Raw genomic sequence first — 24,938 nt, forward strand, 5'->3', positions numbered from 1 at the left:
ATGGACGTGCGGCGATTTGCTGGTCCAAGGGTATCATGGAGCGGCCTGATCACCGAAGGCGATGCTGAGGGCGCCCATTATGCGTGCGTGGCCATGTCAGAGATAGCTTTTCCGACTGGCTGATCCAAAAGCGGACCGACGGCTCCCCGCCCGACCTTCCACGAGGCATCGGTCGACCCCATTTTCCAGCATCAGGTGGATTGATACGCCGAACCAGAAGCACGTTGGCATCATGGACGACCACGCCGATAACCGAAGCGACAGGATGTGCGGAGGATTGGACGGACATTGGCAGCTTCTCCCTCGATTATGTTGATCTTGGCGCACTGCTATCGAGATTTCGGGCGACTAGGGCTGCGCCCAGGGCAACAGCCGCGGATGCCAACATCACGAGGAACAGGCCAGACTGGGCATTCTCTTCGGTCAAAACCGCACCCGCAAACGCAGCCATGATGGACGCCCCAGCGACCGTAATCGCACCAGCGAGACCGGCGGCACTTCCCGTGTGTGTCGAGCGAACTGAAATCGCCCCAGCGTTGGCGCTCGGTTGCGTAAGGCCGTTCGACAGGCCAACGAACAGGCAGGGCCCGAACAATGCCAGCACATGATCGATGCCGGCAGCGTATAGGACGAGGCCGAACAAAAGACCGGCGCAGGCCACGATCCGTCCAACAACCAACATTGTGGTCACCTGCAACCTGCCGGCGAGCAGCCCGGCCAGAAAGCTGCCGACCATGAAACCGCCTGTGATCGAGCCCATATAAAGACCGAGGATTGCTGGGGGCAGGTCGAAAGCCGAGGCAGCCAGTGGGGCACCGGCTAGGAAGGCGTAGAAGGCACCCACCGAGAAGGCCATGCAGACGCAATATGCCCAGAAGCGCTTCGAGCCGAGGAGCTCGGGATAGGCCCGATATTGTTCGGCTATCGTGCTCGATGGCGTGCGGTTCGTTTCGCTCAGATCAGCCCAGCACAAGACCAGAACCGCAGCCCCGAAGAATGCCAGGACGTAGAAGCTGGCTCGCCAACCGAGCACCTGATCGAGTATTCCACCAAATGTTGGCCCGAGCATAGGCGATATCGCCCACGCCATGGCCAAATAGCCAAACTGACCTGCTGCCTGCTCCCTGCTGGTGGTGTCGCGGATGGCGGCAAGCGATACCGCATATGTCGGGGCGATTATGGCCTGGACCATCCGGCAGGCGAGGAAGGTCCACGCATCGGGTGCCAAGGCGCAGCCGATCGTCGCCACGATGAAAATGGCCAGTGCCCAAAGGATTACGGGTCGGCGGCCGAACCGGTCAGAAAGGGGACCAAGAACCAGTTGAAGGCATGCAGACACCCCAGCGTAGGCCGCGAGAGAAAGGCCCATGATCCCGTAGGCGACATCGAACTCGTTGGCCATGCCGGGCAGCGACGGGAGAAAGAAATTGATCGGCAGAATGGCGAGTGCCGACAACAGGATCAGCGTCGAAAGACGTGGTTTGGATGATGCAGTTCGCACAATGATGACCGCTAACTTGAAGAGTGGACGGGCAATAAAAAAGCCCCGCTTGGGGGCTGAATTTACCGCGCATGGGTGCTTTCGCCTGACAGCTATGCTGCCATGCCCATGCGCCCACCTACTACAACGAAGCCTTTTTCAATCTTCATGCAGCAATTGGTAGGTCGTCACTTGTTTCTGGTCAACATATGCTTTTGGCGAAAGGGCAGACTACGGCTCATTTACGCCAAAAGCCGTCGGTCCCCATCCCCCTACCGGTCGGCGCGTCCAATATTGCCTAACCACCAGGCAGCGATCGACACCCGCCCTTCACAAGCAGTAGGCCCACTCCCTTGTATCGAACCGGCCTCAGGTGCTAGCCCAGCGCGGCCAGCCACCACAGGACTCCCCCATGCTGCCCTGGATCAAGCTCGATGAGACTACCATGCCGGGCGGCGGGCCGCTCAGGCTGATGCAGCGCGGCGGTGAATTCTCCATCATGTCCGGCACGATCGAGCTGATGAACAGCCGCCTCAGCGGCTCCGAAGAGCAATTGGCCACGCTGTCGGCCGCCCGCCTCGCCGGACGAGCCGGGCCGCGCATCCTGATCGGCGGCCTCGGCATGGGCTTCACCCTGCGCGCTGCCCTCGCATGCTTCGGCGCCGACAGTGAAATCGTCGTGGCCGAACTGGTACCCGCGGTCATCGCCTGGGCCCGCGGCCCGCTCGGCGCCATCCATGGCGCCAGCCTCGACGATCCCCGCGTCGGCATCCACCAGGGCGATGTCGCCACCGCCATCGGCGCCGGCAAGCCGTTCGACGCCATCCTGCTCGATGTCGATAACGGGCCCGATGGCCTGTCGCGCCCGGCCAATGACCGGCTTTACAGCGCCACCGGCCTCGCCGCCGCCAGGGCCGCGCTCATGCCCGGCGGGCACCTGGCCGTCTGGTCTTCCGCACCCGATGCGAAATTCACCAGGCGGCTCAGGCAGTCGGACATGACCGTCGAGGAAATCGGCGTTCGCGCCACGCGCTCGGGCAAGGGCGGCCGGCACACCATCTGGTTCGCCACCAGGCCGGGCCGCCGCGTCTGATCCTTACTTTACCAGCGGAAACACCTCCCGCAGCTTTTCCTCGCGCAGCCACAGCGCCACCCATACCGCCACGCCCAGGTAGATGGAAAACAGCGTGTGGCTGAACAGCGGATTATCCACCCGCAGATTCGCCGCCAGCGCGCCGCCCAGCAACCCGGTGGTCAACACGGCGCCGAGCAAGGCAGTGCGTGGAATGAGGAACAGGATCACGCATCCCACCTCGATACAGCCGATCAGCACCAGATACTTTATCGGCCACCCCACCACCGCCATGGCATCGGTGGCCGCCGCAATGCCCATGAATTTCGGCGCCGCCGAAACAATGACCAGAAACAGCCCGATCAGCCCGCTCAAGACCCAGCCTGCAATCTTCATTTCACTCTCCCGATAGCGGCCCACTGCCGCCCTATGCCCTCACGACGACAGACGGGGCGCCGTTTCGACACCCCCAGCCATGAATTTCCCTGCCATTCCTGACTCCCCCTGTCAGCAGCTCCCGTTCCCTCTCCGTTCGAACCCCGATATGCTCTGCGGAACATTGCATGTCAGCGCCTCGTTCCCCATCTGAGTCGCTTCCCCAGATCGCGAGCATTCCATGGCCGACAAGTCCGCCCGTCCGGGCAAAGCCGACTTTTCCATCGACGATTTCCTCGGCGAGATCGAGAAGGCCGAGGATTTGGCCGCCAACAAGCCGCTTTACGCCGAGCGCATGCGCAACAAGCGCGCCCTCGACCGCGCCGACCAGAAGGCAGCCGCCGACGCCGCCCAGGCGCAGGCCGATGCTGCCAAGGCCCTCGCTGACGCTGCGAAAAAGAAAACCGCTCTCGAAAAGCGCCGCTCCACCAAGTCCAACAACGACACCGCCACCGGCATGTCGGCCAGGACCAACAAGACCAAGATCAACTCCGTCGACCGCATCGACTTCGGCTTCGGCGAGGCCGAACAGGCCGGCTTCGGCCACAAGCCATCCGATAAAGCGTTATCCGCCCGCGACATTTCCCGCGCCGCCGCAGCCGATCCTGAAACCCTCGGCAAACTCCGCGACGCCCTCGCCTCCGCCCGCTCCAAATCCGGCTCCAGCCGCACGGTGGAAGACGCCCAGACCGTCGGCGTCACCGCCACGGTCAAAGCTCTCGAACAGATCATCCTGCATGGCCGCAAGGAGGTGGAAGGCTCCTCCCCCTGGGTGCCGCACAAGGCCGCCAACCTGCTCGAAAAGCGCGCGCCCTCCCGCCCCTTCCGCATGCAGACCGACTACAAGCCATCAGGCGACCAGCCCACCGCCATCGCCGAATTGGTGGAAGGCATCAACAATGGCGAGACCGATCAGGTTCTGCTCGGCGTCACCGGCTCGGGCAAGACCTTCACCGCCGCCCAGGTCATCGCGGCCACCAACCGCCCGGCTTTGATCCTCGCGCCGAACAAGACGCTGGCCGCCCAGCTCTATGGCGAGTTCAAGTCCTTCTTCCCCGACAATGCGGTGGAATATTTCGTCTCCTACTACGACTATTACCAGCCCGAGGCCTATGTCCCGCGCACGGACACCTATATCGAGAAGGAATCCACCATCAACGAGCAGATCGACCGCATGCGCCACTCGGCCACGCGCGCGATCCTCGAACGCGACGACGTCATCATCGTCGCCTCCGTCTCCTGCATCTACGGCATCGGCTCGGTCGAAGACTACACGGCCATGACCATCGACGTGCAGAAGGGCCAGAAGATCGACCAGCGCGAGCTGCTCGCCAAGCTGGTGGCCCTGCAATACAAGCGCGGCGATACCGGCTTCGTGCGCGGCACGTTTCGCGTGCGCGGCGACACGGTGGAAATCTTCCCCGCCCACTACGAAGCCGCCGCCTGGCGCGTCTCCCTCTTTGGCAACGAGATCGAATCCATCGTCGAATTCGACCCCCTTACCGGCAAAAAATCCGCCGACCTCACCTTCATCCGCATCTTCGCCAACAGTCACCACGTGACGCCGCGCACCACCATGAACCAGGCCATCAAGGCCATCCGCGCCGAGCTCGCTGCGCGCCTGCAGGAACTCAACGGCGCCGGCCGCTTCCTCGAAGCCCAGCGCCTCGAACAGCGCACCCTGTTCGACCTCGAAATGATGGAAGCCACCGGCTCCTGCGCCGGCATCGAGAATTATTCCCGCTACTTCTCCGGCCGCAAACCCGGCGAGCCGCCGCCGACCCTGTTCGAATATCTCCCCGACAATGCCCTGGTCTTCGTGGATGAAAGCCACGTCACCATCGGCCAGCTCGGCGCCATGTATCGCGGCGACCTGCGTCGCAAGGCCACCCTGGCCGAATACGGCTTCCGCCTGCCCTCCTGCATGGACAATCGCCCCCTCCGCTTCGAGGAGTGGAACGCCATGCGCCCACAATCGGTCTATGTCTCGGCCACGCCCGGCTCATGGGAAATGGACCAGACCGGCGGCGTCTTCGCCGAACAGGTCATCCGTCCCACCGGGCTGATCGATCCCCCGGTCGAAATCCGCCCGGCCAAGGCCCAGGTCGACGATGTGGTCGACGAAATCCGCCAGACCAACGCCAAGGGCTACCGCACCCTGCTGACCGTCCTCACCAAGAAAATGGCCGAGGACCTCACCGAATACCTGCACGAACAGGGCATCCGCGTCCGCTACATGCATAGTGACGTCGATACCATCGAGCGCATCGAAATCATCCGCGACCTGCGCCTGGGCGCCTTCGACGTCCTGGTCGGCATCAACCTCCTGCGCGAAGGCCTCGACATCCCCGAATGCGGCCTCGTCGCCATCCTCGACGCCGACAAGGAAGGTTTTTTGCGCAGCGAAACCTCCCTCATCCAGACCATCGGCCGCGCCGCCCGCAACGTCGACGGCAAGGTCGTCCTCTACGCCGACCGCACCACCGGCTCCATGGAACGCGCCCTCGCCGAAACCAACCGCCGCCGCGAAAAGCAGCTCGCCTATAACGAAGCCAACGGCATCACCCCGCAGTCGGTCCGCTCCAACATCCACGACATCGTCGACAGCGTCTACGAACAGGACCACGTCACCGTCAGCATCGGCAAGGGCAAGGACGGCAAGGAACAGGTCGCGGTGGGTGCCAACCTGGCGGCCGTCATCAAGGACATGGAAGCCCAGATGCGCGAAGCGGCGACGAATTTGGAGTTCGAGAAGGCGGCGAGGTTGCGCGACGAGGTGAAGCGGCTGCGGGAGATGGAACTGGATACGCTGAGTGGGGAGGTCTCCTGATCACCTCGCCCCCAGGCCTCAGTCTGACTCGAGGGTTGGTCAGCGGCTTCGGGTAAGAGGCCTTGCATCGCTAAGACGATCAAAGCGTGTTCGACGAGAACGCGGCCGTTGGTGCGCCACTACGATTTGGGTAGCCGGAAGGCAAGCAGTGCCCGCATGGTCGGCTGGCCATATTTTCTTTCAAGCGAAGCATAAAATGAAGGCTCTACGTCTCGCGCGAATGCGAGCATCCCCTGCAAATAGGCAATCTTTGGAAGCTCCAGCTGAGTTAGGGTGAACCGATGCACCAAGCTGGAAATCATTCTCTTCCGATCGCGGCCGAGAGAAACCCGCTTCTCCGGAGTCACGACCAGCCCAGTGACCATCTTCTTCTGGCCAGAAGTATATAGCCCTCTTTTTTCCTCGTTGATCGTCAACGCAGGCGAACGATAACGTTTTATGTACCTCCGTATTGCAGCTTCAACTAACAGTATCTGTTTTGATCTGTCGGACGACAAAGTAATATCGTCGGCATACCTAGTGTAAACCACGTCATTTTGAATCGCGTGAGCGGCTACCGCAGTATCGAACGCAAACATCAATACATTAGACAACACCGGTGAGGACGGCGCGCCTATCGACAGGCACTTCGGTTCAAATGTGCCACGTCCCCAAAACAGCAGTCTTGTTGCCAACATTACGTCAGCACCAGTGGCCAAGCCAGAAGCTTCCGCCACTTCAGGGTCAAGCGAGCCGCAAAATAGCATCCAGTCCCGAGGCTTTATGCTTGGAAAAAAATCCGAGAAATCTAGTTTGAGAATGACCTCGTTTCGCGCGTGAGCGGCCGCGTTGGAACGAATACCCACGTTCTCCCGATAAGCTGCGGCCGCGCTGTGAACAGGCAACTTGCTCAATGTGCGGTCAATTAGAAAGTACTGCAAATTCTTCAGCTCGCGCGCGGGCTGTGCAATCATTCGATGTCCACCGCTCCGCTTCGGTATTAGGTAGGCCTTATACCTTCGCGGCGCGGTTCTAAGAACGGCACCCAATTCGCCGTAGCCAAGTCCAGAGTACGTCTGTAATTCCTCAAGCAGCGACATCTGGCTTCAACTTGTTAGAGATAACGTGCTGGATTACATGAGCCGGGTGCTTGAGCTCCGACTTAACCTCTTTGGCCAAGTCCGACTTACGTCGCAATGTGTCGACTTCGCCAACACCCTCCTTGTAGCGGTACTTCGAAAACGGGTCGCGACTATGTAATGAGTACCAATATGTCTTGTTGAGATAATCGTACTTCTCGACCCAACCCGCAAACTTCATACAGTATAGAATGTTTTTTGTGTCGTTTATAGAGAGATCAGCTCCAAATATTTTCGAATTATATTCTTGTAATTGCGTTATCGATAACGCATTGCAATTATGCAAAAGCCAAAGAACATGAAAGAATTTATGCAATGATGGAACATTACTATACAATTCTTCGGACGGGACCTTTCCAACCGTCTCGTTGATGAACGAAACGATATTGCTTACATGCTCGGCTACTGACGATTTTACCACATGTCCCTTGCCATTGATGCGCCAAGGAATGAACGCGACCCGCTCCTCGTCGTCTCTCTTGACTCTCTCTATCGGACCGTAACGAACAAACGACTCGGCCTGGCTGAACTCAGTTTGGCTAATGATGGCGACGTGGCGTCTGGTAACCTGGTTTGCTGTAAAAGCGCCTAATTCCGCGAGAGACCCAGCGCTCTCAGTAATGACCATAACACTAGCGGAAATGAGAGCGATGTCCTCTTCAAAAGAGATAAGATCTCGGTACTCAGTGTCACGGTAAATTTGATTAGCTCTGTCCGCGAGTATTATTTTCGCCTGGATTTTTGGCTCAATTTTCTTCTCAAACAGCAGGTAATGGCGAAGGCTTACAGGCGTCTTCGCTTCGTCTCCAGTTTTGCCGCCGCACAAAAAAATGAACTTGGTAGGTCTGCTTACCCGCAGCCCCGCCAAGTCTAGGTCGTTGAAAAGTGTCTTTAATGCATCGGGCAAAGGCTCTTTACCTCAGAGAGGCAGGAGTAGACGGGAGGACTCATCGGTGCCGAAGGTGCGAGGCGTAGCCGAGAGATGAGTTCTCGCGTCTAGTCCTGCCGATAAGACCTATCAATAACGGGACGTCTGGCTAAGCGCCCGACGGAACCAAGCACGCCTGGTTCAAAACGCGTAAAGAGTAGCTTGAGGTAACTGCGCTCCAAGAGATTCGTCAAATACAATGATGTATTTCCGCTGACCAAGACCTTGCAAGTTGGTTGAGATTTAGTTGCTCTTCCTGCCAAGAGTGTGCCCGCGCGCCATTCGGGCCCAGCCCTCATGGCCATCTTGCCTCCAATCGCTGCGCTGACGCGACTGGCCCTTTGGAACGGCAAGGCGCCCTAACGGCAAATCGCCTCACACGACACGCCGTCCCCATCGCCATCCAGCGCCCCGCCCCAACTGCAATTGGCCAGATACCACCGCGCTTCCTGGCATGACCCGATCTGCGAGCAATAAAGCCGTGACGGACAGGACGCCGCCGTCTGCCGCTGCACGATCCCGTAGCCCGGCTAGTTTGCGCATGCCCCCTCCGCCCGAACCATCGCGCGCCAGCCGCTCCCCTGTCCAGTCGGCCAGCGTCAGCCCGGCCCCCGTCGCCCTCCTCTCCGGTCCCCCCTCTCGCCACCGCCCCACCCCACCTTGTTGCAAATAGGTCCTAGTTGCAATTCGGCTGCCCCACCCCCGATGTCATCCCGGCCTTGAGCCGGGACCCATCCCGAGATCGCACCACAGCCGCAAGGTAGCCGGATCAACACCCCACCCTTGGACGCTTGAGGCCGGTTACCCCTCTCCCCTTGAGGGAGAGGGTGGAAATCCGCGTTCAGCGGATTTCCGGGTGAGGGGTGCTGCGCTCTCCCATGCTTCCATGTCGGCGGAGGGCTCGACACCCCTCATCCGCCCGGAGCCTGTCCTCGTGCGCGAAGCGACACGGGGAGGCACCTTCTCCCTCAAGGGGAGAAGGGAAAGCCCCAAGCGCTCGAGGCAAACACTCCCCAGTGAGGGGGTACTCACAAGCCCAAACTTATCCATCTTATCCCCGCCCCGAAATCCTCCTGCATACTCCTCCCATTCCCGCCAATCACGCGGCCCCGACGCAGGGCCGGGCGGGGAGGCTGGAGACGGGGGCGCCCGTTTGGCCGGGCAGAAAGTCGGCAGCTGGGCTTGCGATTGTGTCCGGACCCGGTGAGGAAACTCCAGACCCGTGATGGGCGGCCTGTGGCTCCCTGAGTTAGTAAACTGGACGAGTCAAAGGCCGCCCATCTCCCGTGAAACCGCAAGCGCAAGCCGGGCGGCGATTTCGGCTGTCCGCATGCGCGCAGCCATCCTCAAACCACGGAGACGCAAGACATGACGTTGCCCAATCTCAGCCCCAAATCCATCGCCGCCTATAATCGCTTCGCCAAGGAGCTGGCCGCCTTCAATGCCATGCTGATCAAGTCGAAGAAGCCCCAGCCGGTGCAGGACGAAACCCTCATGGCGCTCAATGGCCTGATCATCATCGCCAACCGCCTGTTCCGCCGCCATGCCGACCTGCCGCGCTTCTTCGGGGTCAGCGTCAACAAACCCATGGCTCATGCCGACCTGGCCGTCCTGGTCGGGCGGCTGACGGCCGCCTCGCTGCATTTCGAGGAGCGCTATCACCACCTCACCGTCCCCCGCCCCGCGAACAGCCTGGACTGAAATCGCACCGCCCGGTCTCGCCGCCGGGCGGGGTTCCTCCCGGCCCGCGCGCCTTGGCCGTGCCACAGAGATATGTCACAGCATGTCCGCCCCTTCGAGAGACCCCACATGCGCCCGCTCGCCCTTGCCGCCCTCCTCGCTTGCATCGCCGCGCCAGCCCTCGCGGCCCCCACGGCCCGCGTCAGCGGCGGCAATATCGCCGTCCATACCGGCCCGGGCATGCGCTATCCCACCATCGGCCGCATTCCCGATGGCACCGAAGTCACCCTCGATTACTGTACCCGCGACGACGAATGGTGCTTCGTCACCGATACCGGCTGGGTGCTCGGCTCCTACCTCGTTGGCTGGGCTGCCAAGATCCCGGTGACCCCGCCCAATTTCGCGGGGCCAGGCTGGTAACACCTCTCCCTTCGGGGGAGAGGTCGGCCGCAGGCCGGGTGAGGGGGCCTTCCTAAAGCGGCAGCACCCGAGAATATTTCACCTGCCCCAGCGAAAAGCTGCTCTCGATGCTCGCCACGCCCTCCACCTGGGTCAGCCGCTCGCGCAGAAACTGCTCATAGGCCCCGAGGTCGGCGCAGACCACCCGCAGCAGGAAGTCGAACTGCCCGGTCATCAGGTAGCATTCCATCACCTCCGGCCAGCCGCTGATCGCTGCCCCGAACGCATCCAGCTCATGGCTGCGCTGCCGCTCCAGCTTGATCGAGATGAACACCGAGACCGGCAGCCCCACCGCCTTCTGATCCACCGTCGCGCTGTAGCCGGCAATAATCCCCGCCCGCTCCATCTGGCGGATCCTGCGCAGGCAGGGCGAGGCGCTGAGCCCCACGCGGTCGGCAATCGCCTGCACGGTCATCCGCCCGTCTTCCTGCAGTGCCCGTAGGATTTTCCGGTCGATGGCACTCAGCTCCATTGCGGCGGTTTCTACCATTTTCCTGCTCCAGATTGCGCAAATCCTGCGCGATATTGCACATAAGAGGCAAAAATAGACGAGAATTGCCGCAAGCCAAGGCGCAAAATTACGATGCTATGTCGGGAGGGGAAGCATGGACCGGATCGCCAGTATCGAGGCGCTGACCAGGAAAGCCCTGTGGCTCTCCAACTGGATGATCCACCACGCCAATCACATCCGCCCCAATGTCGATGGCGTCAAGGTCGGCGGCCACCAGGCCAGTTCGGCCTCCATGGCCGCGATCCTGGCCGCGCTCTATTTCGGCGTGCTTAGGCCCGAGGACCGCGTCGCGGTCAAGCCCCACGCCGCCCCGGTCTTCCACGCCATCCAGTATCTCTTCGGCAAGCAGAGCCTCGAAAAGCTTCAGCAATTTCGCGCCTTCGGCGGCGCGCAATCCTATCCCAGCCGCACCAAGGACACTGACGACGTCGACATCTCCACCGGCTCGGTCGGCCTCGGCGTCGCCTTCACCGCCTTCGCCAGCCTGATCCAGGACTATGTGCGGGCAAAACCCTGGGCCGACACATCCCGCCCCGAAGGCCGCATGGTCGCCCTGGTGGGCGATGCCGAGCTCGACGAAGGCAACGTCTACGAATGCCTGCTCGAAGGCTGGAAGCACGGGTTGCGCAACACCTGGTGGATCATCGACTACAATCGCCAGAGCCTCGACGGGGTCGTCCGCGAAGGGCTCTACGACCGCATCGAAGCCATCTTCCGCGCCTTCGACTGGACTGTCGTCACCCTCAAATACGGCGCCCTGCAACGCGCCGCCTTTGCCGAACCGGGCGGCGACAAGCTCAAGGCCTGGATCGATGCCGCCCCCAACGCCATCTATTCGGCCCTGATGTTCCGCGGCGGCGCCGCCTGGCGCGAGCGGCTCAGCGACGAGATCGGCGACCAGGGCGCTGTCTCCGCCCTCCTCGCCCGCCGCAGCGATGCCGAACTGGCCGATCTCATGGCCAATCTGGGCGGCCACTGCATTCCGAGCCTGCTCGAACAGTTCGAGGCCGCCGGCAGCGACAGGCCCACCGTCTTCATCGCCTATACTGTCAAGGGCTGGGCTACCCCCCTGGCCGGCCACAAGGACAATCACGCCGGCCAGATGACATCGGCCCAGATCGACCAGTTGCGCCAGTCGATGAAGGTCCGCGAGGGCCATGAATGGGATAAGCTGGAAGGCTTGGCCGATCCCGATGCTATCGAACGCTTCCTCGCCAAGGTCCCGTTCAACACCACAAAATCCCGCCGGCACACCGCGCCATCAGTCGCCACCATCGGCCCGCAATTCGTCGGCACCGGCCCCACCTCGACCCAGACCGCCTTCGGCAAGATCCTCGACGCCATCGCCAAGACCGACAGCGACCTCGCTCGCCGCATCATCACCACTTCGCCCGACGTTACGGTCTCGACCAATCTCGGCACCTGGGTCAACCGGCGCAATCTTTATGCCGCCAAGGAAATGGTCGATGTCTTTCAGAAGGAAGCCATTCCCAGCGCCCAGAAATGGCGCTTCACGCCCGAGGGCCAACATCTCGAACTGGGCATTGCCGAGATGAACCTGTTTCTCGCCTTGGGCGCCGCGGGCCTCAGCCACTCGCTCTTCGGCGAGCGCCTGCTGCCCATCGGCACGCTCTACGACCCCTTCATTTCCCGCGGCCTCGATGCCCTGAACTATGCCTGCTACCAGGATGCCCGCTTCCTGCTCGTCGCCACGCCGTCAGGCGTCTCGCTGGCCGGCGAAGGCGGCGCGCACCAATCCATCGCCAGCCCGCTGATCGGCATGGCGCAGGATGGCCTTGCTAGTTTCGAGCCGGCCTTTGCCGACGAATTGTCCATCATCACGGATTGGGCCTTCGACTATATGCAGCGTTCCGGCGATGCCCGCCCGGACCTGGCCGACTGGCCCCGCGACGTCACCGGCGGCTCGGTCTATCTGCGCCTCTCCACCCGCAGCATCGAGCAGGTGCCCCGCGAAACGGACAAAGCCCTCGCCGACGGTATCATTCGCGGCGCCTACTGGCTCAAGCCTCCTACACCCGAATGCGACGTGGTCATCGCCTACCAGGGCGTCCTCGCCAATGAAGCCATCGCCGCTGCCGGCGCCATCGGTGGTGACCGGCGCAATGTCGCCGTGCTCGCCGTCACCTCGGCCGATCGCCTCAATGCCGGCTGGCACGCCGCCCAGCGCGCCCGCTTGCACAGCGACAACGCGGCCCGCAGCCATATCGAAACCCTGCTCGCCGATATCCCGTATCGCGCCGGCCTCGTCACCGCCATTGATGCTCACCCAGCGACCCTGGGCTGGCTCGGTAGCGTCCTCGGTCACCGCACCATGACGCTAGGGGTGGAACATTTCGGCCAGACCGGCACGGTCAACGACCTCTATGCCCATTTCGGCATCGACGCCGCCGCCATCGAAAACGCCGCCCGCAGCCTGATGAGGACCAGGAAATGAGCTCTTGGCCACGCCCTCGGGGTCGAGGGTCGCCCACTCAGCCAGGTCAGAGCCACCCGCTCAGTTCCCGGCGCACCATCGCCTCGATCATGTCTATGCCCCCGGGGCTATCGTTCAGGCACGGGATATAGGCGAACTTCTCGCCCCCCGCTTCCATGAATGTCTCCTTGCCCTGCATGGCAATCTCTTCCAGCGTCTCGATGCAATCCGCCGAGAATGCCGGCGCCAGGATCGCCACCTTCTTGACGCCCTTGCCCGGCAGCGCCTCCAGCGTCACGTCGGTATAGGGCTCGAGCCATTTGCTCGGTCCAAACCGGCTCTGGAACGTCACCATGATCCTGGACTTGTCCCAGCCCAGATATTCCCGCACCAGCCGTGTCGTCTTGTAGCACTGGCAGTGATAGGGATCGCCCCGCTGGAGATATTCCACTGGCATGCCGTGATAGCTGGTAATCACCAGGTCCGGCTCGAAATCCAGCGCAGCCACCCCGTCGCGGATCGAATTGCCCAGCGTCTCGATATATTTGGCATCTTCGAAATAGGCCGGCGCGGTACGCACCGCAGGCTGCCAGCGCATCTTGGCCAGGGCATCGAATGCCTTGTCATTGGCGGTCGCGGTCGTTGTCGCCGAATATTGCGGATAGAGCGGCACCAGCAGGATTTTATGGCACCCCGCCGCCTGCATCTTCTCCAGCACGCTCCGCGTCGAGGGATTGCCATAGCGCATGGCGAAGTCGACGACGATATCGTCGTGTCCCGCCAGCCGCGCCGCCAGCGCCTCGGTCTGGTTGCGGGTGATCACCCGCAGCGGGCTCTCGTTCTTTTCCTTGTCCCAGATCTGCTCATAGGCGTGGCCGCTCTTCTGCGGCCGGACGCTGAGGATCACCAGGTTGAGGATCGGCCACCACAGCCATTTTGGCGTCTCGATGACCCGCTGGTCGCTCAGGAATTCCTTGAGATACCGCCGCACGCTCCAATAGTCCGTCGCATCTGGCGTACCCAGATTGAGCAGGACGACGCCGATCTTCGGCTTTTGGACAAATGGATGATCGGCGGGAAGGTGATCGGACATGAAGCGCCAGTTTGGAGGGATTCTAGGCTGCCGCACCATACGCGCTCCCCCGTCATCCGCAAGGCGACCATGGGTCGCGCTAGAGGCTGGCGATCAGCAGCAGCACACCAAAAGCCAGCACGAGCGCCGCCCCCAGCAGCTCCAGCCACCACACCAAGGCCGATGTCACCGGATTGTCCACCCCGCCGATCCGCCGCGCCAATCCCTTGGCCGTCACCGCCAGCGTCGCCAGCACTGCTACGGTGATTGCGGTCCCCGCACCCATGAGAAACACCGCCGCGATCCCCGCCGCCAGCAGCCCCTGCGACAGCGCGAAGACCAGCACCACCAGCGCCCCCGAACACGGCCGCAACCCGACTGCCAGCACCACGCCCAACTGTTCGCGCAGGCTGCCGCCCGCCGCCTCCGGCGTCACCACATGCGCATGGCCATCGTGGTCATGGTCGCCCCCGTGACGGTGGTCATGGTCGTGGTTCTCATGCCCATGCAGATGCTCATGCGCCTTGTGCGCCATATCCTGGTGATGGTGCTCGCCCCAGCCGAATACCTTGCGCGCCACCAGCCACAGGCCCAGCAGCGCCACGAGTGCGTAGGAGGCGACGCCGATCAAGTTGGCCGCATCGCCCATGGCAATACTGGTCATGCCCAACAGGCCCGCCGCGATCAGCACGAACACCACCGCGACCAGCGACTGCAGCATGGCCGACAGCACGCTGAGCACCACCCCGCGTCGCAACTGCGTCTCATTGGCCAGCACATAGGAGGAGATGACCACCTTGCCATGTCCCGGCCCGGCGGCATGGAACACGCCATAGAGAAAGCTCAGCCCGCCCAGCACCCAGAAGGCGGTCCAGTCGGTCCGCAATGCGTCGAGCGATGCCGTCATCGCGCCATAAAAGGCGCGCTGCTGCTCTTGCAGCCAGCCGAAAAACCCTGTTCGCGGCAGGTTCAGCCCCGGCTCGGGCGGCGGACCGCCAAAGGGCATGGCCGGGCGGGCTTCCGCCACCTGGTTCGCCGCCTCCAGCGCATTGGCCGGCGCCGCCACCGGCACATCGCCGCAGGTGACGACGATCAGTCCCTGCGTACCGCGCATCGCCGCCGCCAGGTCCGGCGGCAGTTGCAACACTTCCGGCCCCAGCGCATAAAGCCGCTGCTCGACTTCGGGGTCCATCGGCTTGGGCGGTTCCAGCACGGCCGCACAACTTGCTGGCGCATTTTCGAGCGTCACGTCGCTGGCATCGGCAAAGCCGATCGCAACGTAATATTCCGGATCATAGACCGCCAGTTCAAACCGCCCGCTCACCGGCATCGGCGTGACGGCGTCGGCCGAATAGCGCAGCGTCACCCGCCCGTCTTCATAGACCATGCGCTGGTCTCCGGCCGGCGTGAACGCCATCAGCGCGTCGCCCTCGCCGGCATAGGTGTAGAAGCCATAATCGGTGAGACCGACCATGTTCTCGTCGGCCAGGTCCTGCATTTCCTCTGGGCTGGTTTCCCGGTCGCCATTGGTGTCCAGCCCCTGCACCATCCAGGCCGAGAATGCGCTGTCGAAGGTCCAGGCATGCCTAAGGCCCGCCACGGCGCCATTGCCGTCGAACACCACGGTCACCCTGGCATCGATGAAAATATGGGGATGCGCCATAGCCGGCGCGACCAGCGACAGCAGAACCGCAGCAACGCCGATCGCACGACGCCAGATGGAACTGAGACTCAATTCTTGCCCCTAGTGGATCGGGTGGTTCTGGAACCACTCGACCAGATGGTCGATCAGTGCCCGCACCTTGCCCGCCAGATGCCGCCGATGCGGATAGACCGCCTGCAGCGTCTGCCCGGTCGGCAGGTAATCAGCCAGTACCGGCACGAGTTCGCCGCTGGCCACCGCCGGGTCCGCCAGATAGGACGGCAATACGACAAATCCGAGACCCATGATCGCCGCCTTGCGCGCCGCCAGCGGAGAATTGACCCGGAGCGGTCCGTTGACCGGCACGGATATGGTCTTGCCGTCTTCGATAAAGCGCCAGTTCGACTGCCCCTGCAGGTTCACATCGATAATGCAGGGCAGGTGCCGCAGGTCTTCGGGATGCCTGGGCACGCCATATTGCTTGAGCAGTTCGGGCGCCGCCCCAACCACGACATGCATATCGGCAATCTTGCGCGCGATCAGCGAGGAATCCGCCAGCGTCGAGATGCGCAAAGCCACGTCGATCCCCTCATCGACCAGGTCGACATAGCGATCCTCCAGCCGCAGATCGAGCGTCACCTTGGGATACTTGCGCAGATATTCGTAGATGGCCGGCGCCAGCGTCGACTCGCCGAAATTGCGTGGCGCGGAGACCCGCAACAACCCGCGCGGCTCCGCCGTCTGGTCGGTGATCGTCGCGTCGAGATCGTCCAACTGCTGCAACAATGCGCTGGCTTCCCGGTAATAGGCCTCTCCGGCCTCGGTCAGGCTGAGCTTGCGCGTGGTGCGGTTCATCAGCCGCACCCCGAGATAGTCCTCGAGATCGGTCACATACTTGCTGAGCAGCGCCTTGGAACGTCCGTGCTCCCGCGCCGCGGCAGAAAAGCCACCGGAATCAAAGACCTGAACGAAAGCGCGAATACGGGCAAGATCCTGTGTCATGGCGTTCCGTTCACGAGATCATCGTAATCGACGCATAACTCATCTGCGTTGAGTGAACAATAACCGGCCTTGGTCGTTCCACGATTAACGATAGGATGGGACGCCATTCGACGCGCCCGAGGAGTTCGGACTATTTTCCCGCTCATGTCCAGACCGTCATCCCGATCCACGCTTTACCGGCTCATCGAAGCCGGGCAGCTCGCGCACAAGGCCCTGCTGCTGCCTTTGGTTGAGCGCGGGCTGGAGCCGGGCGACGATGCCATCCTGTTCGAACTCGGCCGCTCCAGCACCACCGAAGCCGAACTCGCCGCTGAACTCGGGCTTGGCGAAGCGGCGCTGGAGACCCGTCTGGCGCGCCTGCTGGACCGAGGCCTCGTCACCCGCCAGGCCGTCGGCCCCGAGCTTGCCGTCGGCATCGCCCTGACCGAGCGCGGTGTCCGCATCCGCAATGGTCTGGCTGATCACTGGAGCCAGCTCGAAGAGGCGCTGATGGGCGAACTCAAATCCAGGCAGCGCAAGAAACTGGCTGAGCGTCTCAAGCGTTTCGTAGAGTTGCTGCGCCTCTGATCGGAACCTGACAGGTCCATTCAGCTTCGGTTCAGGCGCAAAGGCGTTTTCTGTCGTTCAAAGGCATTCACGTGCCGCAAAACGAAGGAGATCAACAATGGCTCTCAGCAAGAAGATCATGGCAGGTGGCCTCGCGGCACTGGCGCTTCTGGCGACGACTGCGACCGCATTTGCCGCCCCGGCCTATGCTACCGGCAACGTCAATGTGCGTTCGGGTCCAGGCACCGGATACGCCCGTGTCGATACCCTGCGCCGAGGCGAACAGGTCGATGTGCAGCAGTGCCGCGGCAGCTGGTGCTACGTGGAGAAGCGCGGCCCCGATGGCTGGGTTTCGGCCAATTACCTGAGCCGCAGCGGCGGCGGTTGGGACAATGACGACGATTGGGATCGCCCGCCCCACTGGAATCCGCAGCCGCCGCGCCCGCCGCATTGGAACCCCTATCCCCCGCGGCCGCCGCATTGGAATCCGCGTCCGCCGCGTCCGCAGCCCTGGCCGACCCATCCGGGCAACAATAGCGGCAGCGTCTGCTTCAACGGCCCCAACGGCTATTTCTGCATCGGCAACTAAGCCATTTCGAGCGCCGCCCCCAAAATTCCGGGGCGGCGTTCTGCTATTCCTGCCCCGGCATTGTCGGGGTGGCGACCACGGGCACGCGCTTCAGCCGCTCGCGCGCCATCACCACCAGCCCTGCCGCCACGATGATCGCCGCGCCGGCCAGCGAGATCGGGTCGATCCAGTGGCCGAAGACGAAGGCACTGAGCAGGATCGCCCAGGGCAACGAGAAATAGTTGAACGGCTGCACCACGCTGGCCGGCGCCATGGAAAGCGCGAACACCATCACCCCATGCCCCGCGCAGGTCGTCCCCATGATCACCACCACCAGCAGGAAGTCGCTCCAGCCCATCGGCTGCCAGAAAAACACGCCGACCACCCCTGACAGCACCAGCCCGATGGTCGCCGTATAGACCATGCTGGTCGCCGCGCTGTCATACTGGCTCACCTTGCGGGTGATGACGATATAGATCGAATAGAGCGTCGCCGAGGCCAGTGCGAACCCCACGCCCCAGTCGAGCGGCAATCCGCCCGGCCGCACGATCACCAGCGCCCCGGCAAAGCCGACGCCGACAGCCACGAAGCGGAACACCCCCACCTTCTCGCCCAGGATGGGAATGGCGAACAGCGTCACCAGCAGCGGATAGACCACGGTGATCGCCTGCAACTCGCCCAGCGGCACCGTGCGCAAAGCCAGCGCGAAAAACCAGATATCGGCCATCAGCAGCACGCCGCGCAGCACCTGCAGCACCGGCACTTTTGAATTCAGCGCCTGGCGCAGCGGCGCCTGCCGCATCACCAGCAGCAGCGAGAAGGCGGCAAAGCCCCAATAGCGCATCATGGTGATCTGGAATGGCGAATAGGTCTGTACCAGCACCTTGGACACCGCATCCTGCACGCCGAATACCCCGATGGTAATGAGCGTCAGGACGATCGCGCGACCGACATTGTCGGTGCGGATATCGGTGGTTGGGGAAGCCATGACGGGTACAATCAGCAGGACACGAGAAAACGCCCCGGCTTGGCTGCCGGAGCGTTCAAAGCGCTATCGCAAAGCCCGGAGCGTTTCCAGCAAAAGCGGATACGGCTTTGCGATTCGGAAACGTGGCAAATCAGGCCTTGGCCATAGAGGACTTGATGAGGCCGGCAATGGCGGTGAGAATACCGCCGCTGACCAGGCCCGTTGCGCCCTGGCCTGCCAGGGCGCCAAGATCGAGCCCGCCCGCCGTGCCTGCCGCACCGGCGGCGGCGCCGACCAGGCCGTCAAGCCCCGGGATCATCCCGGCAAGCCACGTCCCGGCGATGCCGCCAATCGCGCCGACGATCGAGTTGCCGGCCGGACCGAGATTGAGCGATTTGACGATTTGCCCGATGACGTTGCCGCCGACACCGCCGGCGACAAGCTGGACCAGAATAGGCACGATGACTTCCATTTGCTTCCCCCTCATGGAATGCCCCGCGGGGCCACCTGCCGCGCGATGACAGAGGGAGCCTACGCCCGAACCCCTGCCAACAAAAGGACAAGACTGCTGTCCGAACCTGTCAGCAGACCCCAGCAAATCTGCCATTGTCGACGATATTGAACCGGGGGCCCAAAGCGGCCTATGGTCCGCCCACAAGGTCTTGTATGCCCATTATGTCGAATCGCCCCACCCCATCACCGGCCTCCTCCGTCGCCCTCGTCACCGGCGCCGGCGACCGCATTGGCGCCGCCATCGCCCTGGCTCTGGCCGATGCCGGCCATGCCGTGGTCATCCACTATCGCTCCGATGCCGACGGCGCCCGCCAGGTGCGCGACCGCATCAATGCCACCGGCGGCCGCGCTGCCACCCTCAAGGCCGATCTCGCAAAGCGTAGTCAGCGCGCCGCTCTGATCGAAAAGGCGGCCGGCCATTTCGGTCCGCTGACGGTGCTGGTCAACAACGCCTCGGTGTTCGATCCCGACAGCGCCCGCGACATCGACGAAAAGCTGTGGGACCAGCATTTCGCCATCCATGCCGAAGCGCCGGTCTTTCTCGCCCGCGATTTTGCCGCCCAGCTCCCCGAGGGCGCCGAAGGCAATATCATCAACATCGTCGATGAGCGCGTGCTGCACCCGTCGCCGGCCTATTTCAGTTACACTCTGTCCAAGTCCGTGCTCTGGACCGCCACCCGCACGCTGGCCCAGTCTCTGGCGCCCGCCATCCGGGTCAACGCCATCGGGCCTGGCCCCGTATTGCCCCATTCGCGGCAGGATGAGACCACCTTCCGCGCCAATGTCGCCGCCCTGCCCTTGCGCGTCCATGCCGGCCCCGAAGCCATAGCCGACGGCGTCCTCATGCTGCTCCGCACGCCATCCATGACCGGCCAGATGCTGGCGCTCGATGGTGGCCAACACCTCGAATATCCGGCGCGCCGCGCGCCCACGCCCCGATCATGAGCGACGATACCGCCCCCCCGCCCCCCAGCGGCCACGAGGTCATCCGCGCCTTCGTCCGCACCCTGCCTGCGGCCCCCGGCGTCTATCGCATGCTCGATGCCGAGGGCGCGGTCATGTATGTGGGCAAGGCCCGCAATCTCAAGGCGCGCGTCACCAACTATACCCGCCCCGACGGCCTCGAAGTCCGCCTGCAACGCATGATCGCGGCCACCGTGACCATGGAATTCGTGCGCACCGAGACCGAGTCCGAAGCGCTGCTGCTCGAAGCCAACATGATCAAGCGGCTCAAGCCCCGCTTCAACGTGCTGCTGCGCGACGACAAGAGCTTCCCCTATATCCTGATCGCCACCGATCACGAGGCGCCCGAGCTCACCAAGCATCGCGGCACGCGCCGCCGCCAGGGCCACTATTTCGGCCCCTTCGCCTCGGCCACCGCCGTCGGCCGCACCATTGCCAGCCTGCAAAAGGCCTTCCTGCTCCGCAATTGCTCGGACAGTTTCTATGCAGCCCGCACCCGCCCCTGCCTGCAGTTCCAGATCAAGCGCTGTGCCGCCCCCTGCACCCGTGAAATCAGCCTCGAAGGCTATGGCGAGCTGGTCGAGGATGCCCGGCAATTCCTGTCGGGCAAGTCTGACGCCGTCCGCAGCCACCTGCAGTCGGATATGAACATGGCGGCCGAACAGCTCGATTTCGAACGCGCCGCTCTGCTGCGCGACCGCCTCTCGGCCCTCGCCCTCATCCAGAGCCAGGGCGACGCCACCGCCCGCTCGGTGGAAGAAGCCGACGTCTTCGCCATTCATCACGAGGGCGGCCAGTTCTGCGTGCAGGTCTTCTTCTTCCGCGCCTTCCAGAACTGGGGCAACTACCCCTATCGCCCCCGCGCCGACGCCAATCTCTCCGACGCCGAAGTGCTCGAAGCCTTCATCGGCCAGTTCTACGAAAATCGCACCCCGGCGCGCCTGGTCCTCATCAGCCATGAACTCAGCGAACACGCGCTGATGGAGGAGGCCCTTTCCACCCGCGCCGGCCGCCGCGTCTATATCGAGCAACCCCGGCGCGGCGAAAAGCGCGACCTGGTCAACCACGCCCTCAACAATGCCCGCGAGGCCCTCGGCCGCCAGCTTGCCGAGGGCGCCACCAACCGCACCCTGCTCGAAGGCGTGGCGGAAACCTTTGGCCTCGAAGAGGTGCCGCGCCGCATCGAGACCTATGACAACTCCCACATTTCAGGCACCAACATGGTCGGCGCCATGGTGGTTGCGGGCGAGGAAGGCTTCTCCAAGAAGCACTACCGGACCTTCAACATCAAATCCGACATCGCGGCCGGCGACGACTTCGGCATGATGCGTGAAGTGCTGACCCGCCGCTTCACCCGGCTCGCCAATGAGAGCGAGAACGACGCCGAAGACGACAATACCGGCATGCCCGACTGGCCCGATGTCGTCTTCATCGACGGCGGCGCCGGCCAGATGAGCGCCGTGCGCGGCGTCATCGCCGAATTGAACCTGCCCAAGGAAGTGACCTTCATCGGCATAGCCAAGGGCGAGGAGCGCGACGCCGGCCGCGAAAAATTCTTCATGGAAGGCCGCGAGGCCTTCATGCTGCCCCATCGCGATCCCGTCCTCTACTACGTCCAGCGCCTGCGCGACGAAGCCCACCGCTTCGCCATCGGCACCCACCGCGCCAAGCGCAAGAAGGACCAGGTCAAGAACCCGCTCGACGAGATCGAAGGCATCGGCCCCACCCGCAAGCGCGCCTTGCTCAACCATTTCGGCTCCGCCAAGGCCGTCGGCCGCGCCAGCCTCCTCGACCTGCAGGCCGTCCCCACCATCTCCAGCGCCATGGCACAACTGATCTACGATCACTTCAACCGGGTGGAATAGGAGGCCCCGCGCCAAAAGTCGGACTCGACAAAGGCCAAAATCCCGCGCTACAAATCCCGCATGATCCGTTCCGTCGCCACCGTTTCGTTTTGGTTTAGCTATCCGCTCCCGGCGGAGGCTACCGCGCGCTTGATCTGATCTCACAAGATACGACCAAACCCGAAGCCAGCCGCCCCCCAACGAGGCGGCTTTTTTGTTGGCCGCCTCCGATCAGAAATCCCGAGGAGACCATCAAGTGCTCAAATCCACCGACGACCTTCGCATCACCGCGATCAAGCCGCTGACCACCCCGATCGAGGTGATGCGCCAGCATCCCCGCACCGACGCCGCCACCCGCACCGTCATCAGCGCCCGCCACGCCTTCCACAACATCCTTGCCGGCACAGACGACCGCCTCGCCGTCATCGTCGGCCCCTGCTCCATCCACGATCCCGCTGCGGCGCTGGATTACGCGGAACGCCTGGTGGCGCTGCGCGAATCCCTGGGCGACCGGCTTGAGATCATCATGCGCGTCTATTTCGAAAAGCCCCGCACCACCGTCGGCTGGAAAGGCCTCATCAACGATCCCAACCTCGATGGCAGCTTCGATATCGATACCGGCCTGCACACCGCCCGCGCCCTGCTGCTCGACGTGGCCAATCTCGGCCTCCCCGCCGCCTGCGAATTCCTCGACATGACCACGCCGCAATACATCGCGGACCTCGTGAGCTGGGCCGCCATCGGCGCCCGCACCACCGAAAGCCAGATCCACCGCGAACTGGCCTCCGGCCTCTCCTGCCCGGTCGGCTTCAAGAACGGCACAGACGGCAACGTCAAGATCGCGCTGGATGCCGTGGCTTCGGCCGGCCAGCCGCACCATTTCCTCGCCGTCACCAAGGACGGCCGCTCCGCCATCGCCGCCACCACGGGCAATGAGGATTGCCACATCATCCTGCGCGGCGGAAAGGCCCCCAACTACGACGCCACCAGCGTCGATACCGCTGCCGCTGCCGCCGAGAAAGCGGGCCTGCCGCCGACCATCATGATCGACGCCAGCCACGCCAACTCCTCCAAGAACCCGGAAAACCAGCCCCTGGTCCTCGCCGATATTGGCAATCAGCTCGCCGCCGGCGACCGCCGCATCATCGGCGTCATGATCGAGTCCAACCTCGTGGCCGGCCGCCAGGACCTCGTCGAAGGTCGCGAGCTGGTCTACGGCCAGTCCATCACCGACGGCTGCATTGACTGGGATACGACGGTCGCGGCGCTGGAGGCATTGGCGGAATCCGTGACGCAGCGGCGTGCGGCGACCAACCAGGCGGTGGCTTAGGCGCCGATCCGTCCACCGCCCCCTCCCCCTTGTGGGGAGGGAAGCGAGATAGGACTTGGCGTCAGCCAAGTCCGTTGAATCGAGCAGGGTGGGGGTGAGTAAGCCCCGATTTCCGGGCCAAACGCCCCCACCCTCATTCCCTCCCCACAAGGGGAAGGGAGGCGATGGAGCCAACAATGCAGGTCAAACCAACACCTTGACCCCCTCCCACCATTCCTGTTCTGTCCCTCCATGGCCAAGAACCCGCTGCTGCTCGTCCCCAATCTCATCACCATCGCCCGCATCCTGGCGATCATCCCCATCGTCTATCTGGTGATGCAGGGCGACATCATCCTGCGGCTGGTCGCCCTCATCCTCTATGTCATTGCCGCCGCCAGCGACTGGCTCGATGGCTATCTCTCCCGCGCCTGGAATCAGCATTCGCCTTTCGGCCGCATGCTCGATCCCATCGCCGACAAGCTGCTGGTCGGCATCCTCATCGCCGCCCTCGCCTGGGACGGCAGCTTTTCCGGCTGGGACATGATCCCGGCTTGTGCCATCCTGTTCCGCGAATTCTTCATTCCCGGCCTGCGCGAATTCCTCGGCAATATCAAAGTCGTGCTATCGGTGACCTGGCTCGCCAAGTGGAAGACCACGTTGCAGTTGGTCGCCCTCGCCGTGGTGCTGCTCGAGCGCGTCATCCCCGGCCTGGGCCTCGTCAGCGACATCCTGCTCTGGGTCGCCGGCATCCTGACACTGTGGACCGGCTGGCAATATCTGCGCGCCTCCTGGCCCCATCTGGTCGAAGAGCAAAAATGAAGATTCTCTATTTCGCCTGGCTGTGCGAGCGCCTCAACCGCGGCGAGGAAGAGGTGTCCCCGCCCGCCAGCGTGGTGACCATTGCCGACCTCATCGATTGGCTTGCCGGCAAAGACGAAGCCTTCGCCCTCGCCGTCGAGAAGCGCAGCCTCATCAAGGCGGCGGTCGATGCGAAACTGGTGACCCACGGCACCCCCATTGCCGGCGCCAGAGTCGTCGCCCTGTTCCCGCCGATGACGGGCGGCTGACATGGCTGTCCGCGTCTCCACCGACCCGTTCGATCCCGGCGCCGAAACCAACGCCTTCCTCGCCGCCGGCCAGGGCGCCGGCGCCGCCGTGACCTTCACCGGCGTCGTCCGCAGCCGGCCCGATGACCCCATCACCGCGCTGACGCTCGAATGCTATCCCGAACTGGCCATCAACCAGCTCGCATCAATCGTCGAGCAGGCCACCAGCCGCTTCGGCCTCCTCGCCGCCACCGTCATCCATCGCTACGGCACGCTCGCCCCCGGCGAGCCCATCGTCCAGGTCATGACCCTCTCCCCCCACCGCGAAGCCGCCTTCAAGGGCGCCGAATTCCTGATGGACTACCTCAAGACCGGCGCCCCGTTCTGGAAACAGGAAACCGGACCGAACGGCACGCATTGGGTCGAGGCCAAGGCCGAGGATGATGTGGCCAAGGCGCGGTGGGAGTAATGCCACGCCCTCGTGGCACGAAACCAACAAAAAAGCCGGGCACTTGGCCC

Annotated in this window: 23 protein-coding genes; 13 read left to right on the forward strand and 10 right to left on the reverse strand. The window is 63.2% G+C overall.

The annotated features are described in order from the left end of the window. Positions 1-307 precede the first annotated feature (307 nt). Entirely contained in the window at positions 308-1,456 is a 1,149-nt protein-coding gene (locus tag ASD04_RS06025) for a multidrug effflux MFS transporter (RefSeq protein ID WP_200940238.1), read from the reverse strand. A gap of 436 nt (positions 1,457-1,892) precedes the next feature. Here ASD04_RS06025 and ASD04_RS06030 point away from each other — a divergent pair, with 436 nt between their 5' ends. Beyond that, complete coding sequence (locus ASD04_RS06030; RefSeq protein WP_056254028.1) at positions 1,893-2,573, forward strand: hypothetical protein; 681 nt, start codon at positions 1,893-1,895, stop codon at positions 2,571-2,573. 3 nt (positions 2,574-2,576) lie between these two features. Here ASD04_RS06030 and ASD04_RS06035 read toward each other — a convergent pair whose 3' ends face one another. Beyond that, on the reverse strand, positions 2,577-2,948 hold the full coding sequence (locus ASD04_RS06035; protein WP_056254029.1) for a DoxX family protein: 372 nt from the start codon (positions 2,946-2,948) through the stop codon (positions 2,577-2,579). Between the two features lie 220 nt (positions 2,949-3,168). Here ASD04_RS06035 and uvrB point away from each other — a divergent pair, with 220 nt between their 5' ends. Next, positions 3,169-5,817: an excinuclease ABC subunit UvrB gene (uvrB, locus tag ASD04_RS06040; RefSeq protein WP_056254032.1), complete on the forward strand. Its 2,649-nt coding sequence runs from the start codon at positions 3,169-3,171 to the stop codon at positions 5,815-5,817. A 119-nt stretch (positions 5,818-5,936) separates the two neighbouring features. Here the strand turns inward: uvrB and ASD04_RS06045 are convergent, their stop codons facing one another. Both ASD04_RS06045 and ASD04_RS06050 read right to left on the reverse strand, forming a co-directional pair. Next, entirely contained in the window at positions 5,937-6,896 is a 960-nt protein-coding gene (locus tag ASD04_RS06045) for a retron St85 family RNA-directed DNA polymerase (RefSeq protein WP_082531023.1), read from the reverse strand. After that, positions 6,883-7,842, reverse strand: a complete 960-nt coding sequence (locus ASD04_RS06050; protein ID WP_056254037.1) for a retron St85 family effector protein — start codon at positions 7,840-7,842, stop codon at positions 6,883-6,885. Before ASD04_RS06050 ends, ASD04_RS06045 begins: the two co-directional genes overlap by 14 nt. Positions 7,843-9,231: 1,389 nt before the next feature. On the opposite strand from ASD04_RS06050, the gene ASD04_RS06055 reads away from it, so the two are divergent. After that, a complete protein-coding gene (locus tag ASD04_RS06055) occupies positions 9,232-9,564 on the forward strand; it encodes a hypothetical protein (RefSeq protein WP_056254038.1) in 333 nt (110 codons plus the stop codon). A 108-nt stretch (positions 9,565-9,672) separates the two neighbouring features. Then, entirely contained in the window at positions 9,673-9,963 is a 291-nt protein-coding gene (locus ASD04_RS06060) for an SH3 domain-containing protein (RefSeq protein WP_056254041.1), read from the forward strand. Between the two features lie 52 nt (positions 9,964-10,015). On the opposite strand, the gene ASD04_RS06065 is transcribed toward ASD04_RS06060, so the two are convergent. Beyond that, entirely contained in the window at positions 10,016-10,492 is a 477-nt protein-coding gene (locus ASD04_RS06065; RefSeq protein ID WP_082531026.1) for an Lrp/AsnC family transcriptional regulator, read from the reverse strand. A gap of 115 nt (positions 10,493-10,607) precedes the next feature. On the opposite strand from ASD04_RS06065, the gene ASD04_RS06070 reads away from it, so the two are divergent. Then, positions 10,608-12,968, forward strand: a complete 2,361-nt coding sequence (locus tag ASD04_RS06070) for a transketolase (protein WP_056254047.1) — start codon at positions 10,608-10,610, stop codon at positions 12,966-12,968. A 46-nt stretch (positions 12,969-13,014) separates the two neighbouring features. On the opposite strand, the gene hemH is transcribed toward ASD04_RS06070, so the two are convergent. From hemH to ASD04_RS06085, 3 genes are all read right to left on the reverse strand, one after another. Next, entirely contained in the window at positions 13,015-14,040 is a 1,026-nt protein-coding gene (gene hemH, locus ASD04_RS06075) for a ferrochelatase (RefSeq protein WP_056254052.1), read from the reverse strand. A gap of 79 nt (positions 14,041-14,119) precedes the next feature. Continuing rightward, the gene (locus ASD04_RS06080; protein ID WP_056254054.1) at positions 14,120-15,754 is read right to left on the reverse strand and encodes a DUF1007 family protein; all 1,635 of its coding nucleotides are present in this window, start codon (positions 15,752-15,754) and stop codon (positions 14,120-14,122) included. Between the two features lie 9 nt (positions 15,755-15,763). Continuing rightward, positions 15,764-16,663 (reverse strand): LysR family transcriptional regulator, encoded by a 900-nt coding sequence (locus ASD04_RS06085; protein WP_056254056.1) that lies wholly within the window; start codon positions 16,661-16,663, stop codon positions 15,764-15,766. 144 nt (positions 16,664-16,807) lie between these two features. Here ASD04_RS06085 and ASD04_RS06090 point away from each other — a divergent pair, with 144 nt between their 5' ends. After that, positions 16,808-17,230, forward strand: a complete 423-nt coding sequence (locus tag ASD04_RS06090; protein ID WP_056254059.1) for a MarR family transcriptional regulator — start codon at positions 16,808-16,810, stop codon at positions 17,228-17,230. Between the two features lie 97 nt (positions 17,231-17,327). Continuing rightward, positions 17,328-17,798: an SH3 domain-containing protein gene (locus ASD04_RS06095; RefSeq protein ID WP_244488261.1), complete on the forward strand. Its 471-nt coding sequence runs from the start codon at positions 17,328-17,330 to the stop codon at positions 17,796-17,798. Between the two features lie 43 nt (positions 17,799-17,841). Here the strand turns inward: ASD04_RS06095 and ASD04_RS06100 are convergent, their stop codons facing one another. Both ASD04_RS06100 and ASD04_RS06105 read right to left on the reverse strand, forming a co-directional pair. Continuing rightward, positions 17,842-18,765 (reverse strand): DMT family transporter, encoded by a 924-nt coding sequence (locus tag ASD04_RS06100; RefSeq protein ID WP_056254062.1) that lies wholly within the window; start codon positions 18,763-18,765, stop codon positions 17,842-17,844. A gap of 130 nt (positions 18,766-18,895) precedes the next feature. After that, positions 18,896-19,216 (reverse strand): hypothetical protein, encoded by a 321-nt coding sequence (locus ASD04_RS06105; RefSeq protein WP_056254064.1) that lies wholly within the window; start codon positions 19,214-19,216, stop codon positions 18,896-18,898. A 194-nt stretch (positions 19,217-19,410) separates the two neighbouring features. Here ASD04_RS06105 and ASD04_RS06110 point away from each other — a divergent pair, with 194 nt between their 5' ends. From ASD04_RS06110 to ASD04_RS06135, 6 genes are all read left to right on the forward strand, one after another. Next, positions 19,411-20,202 carry an SDR family oxidoreductase gene (locus ASD04_RS06110; protein WP_056254066.1) on the forward strand — a complete coding sequence of 264 codons (792 nt, stop codon included), beginning with the start codon at positions 19,411-19,413 and terminating at the stop codon, positions 20,200-20,202. After that, positions 20,199-22,085, forward strand: a complete 1,887-nt coding sequence (uvrC, locus tag ASD04_RS06115) for an excinuclease ABC subunit UvrC (protein WP_056254067.1) — start codon at positions 20,199-20,201, stop codon at positions 22,083-22,085. The genes ASD04_RS06110 and uvrC overlap by 4 nt, the downstream gene beginning before the upstream one ends. Positions 22,086-22,320: 235 nt before the next feature. Further along, positions 22,321-23,394 carry a 3-deoxy-7-phosphoheptulonate synthase gene (locus ASD04_RS06120; protein ID WP_056254070.1) on the forward strand — a complete coding sequence of 358 codons (1,074 nt, stop codon included), beginning with the start codon at positions 22,321-22,323 and terminating at the stop codon, positions 23,392-23,394. Between the two features lie 231 nt (positions 23,395-23,625). Continuing rightward, positions 23,626-24,192, forward strand: a complete 567-nt coding sequence (gene pgsA, locus ASD04_RS06125) for a CDP-diacylglycerol--glycerol-3-phosphate 3-phosphatidyltransferase (protein ID WP_056254075.1) — start codon at positions 23,626-23,628, stop codon at positions 24,190-24,192. Next, the gene (locus tag ASD04_RS06130) at positions 24,189-24,440 is read left to right on the forward strand and encodes a MoaD/ThiS family protein (protein WP_056254078.1); all 252 of its coding nucleotides are present in this window, start codon (positions 24,189-24,191) and stop codon (positions 24,438-24,440) included. The genes pgsA and ASD04_RS06130 overlap by 4 nt, the downstream gene beginning before the upstream one ends. 1 nt (position 24,441) lies before the next feature. Continuing rightward, positions 24,442-24,888 (forward strand): molybdenum cofactor biosynthesis protein MoaE, encoded by a 447-nt coding sequence (locus tag ASD04_RS06135; RefSeq protein ID WP_056254081.1) that lies wholly within the window; start codon positions 24,442-24,444, stop codon positions 24,886-24,888. Positions 24,889-24,938 lie beyond the last annotated feature (50 nt).

This window comes from Devosia sp. Root436, from assembly GCF_001426345.1.
Taxonomy (GTDB): Bacteria; Pseudomonadota; Alphaproteobacteria; order Rhizobiales; family Devosiaceae; genus Devosia.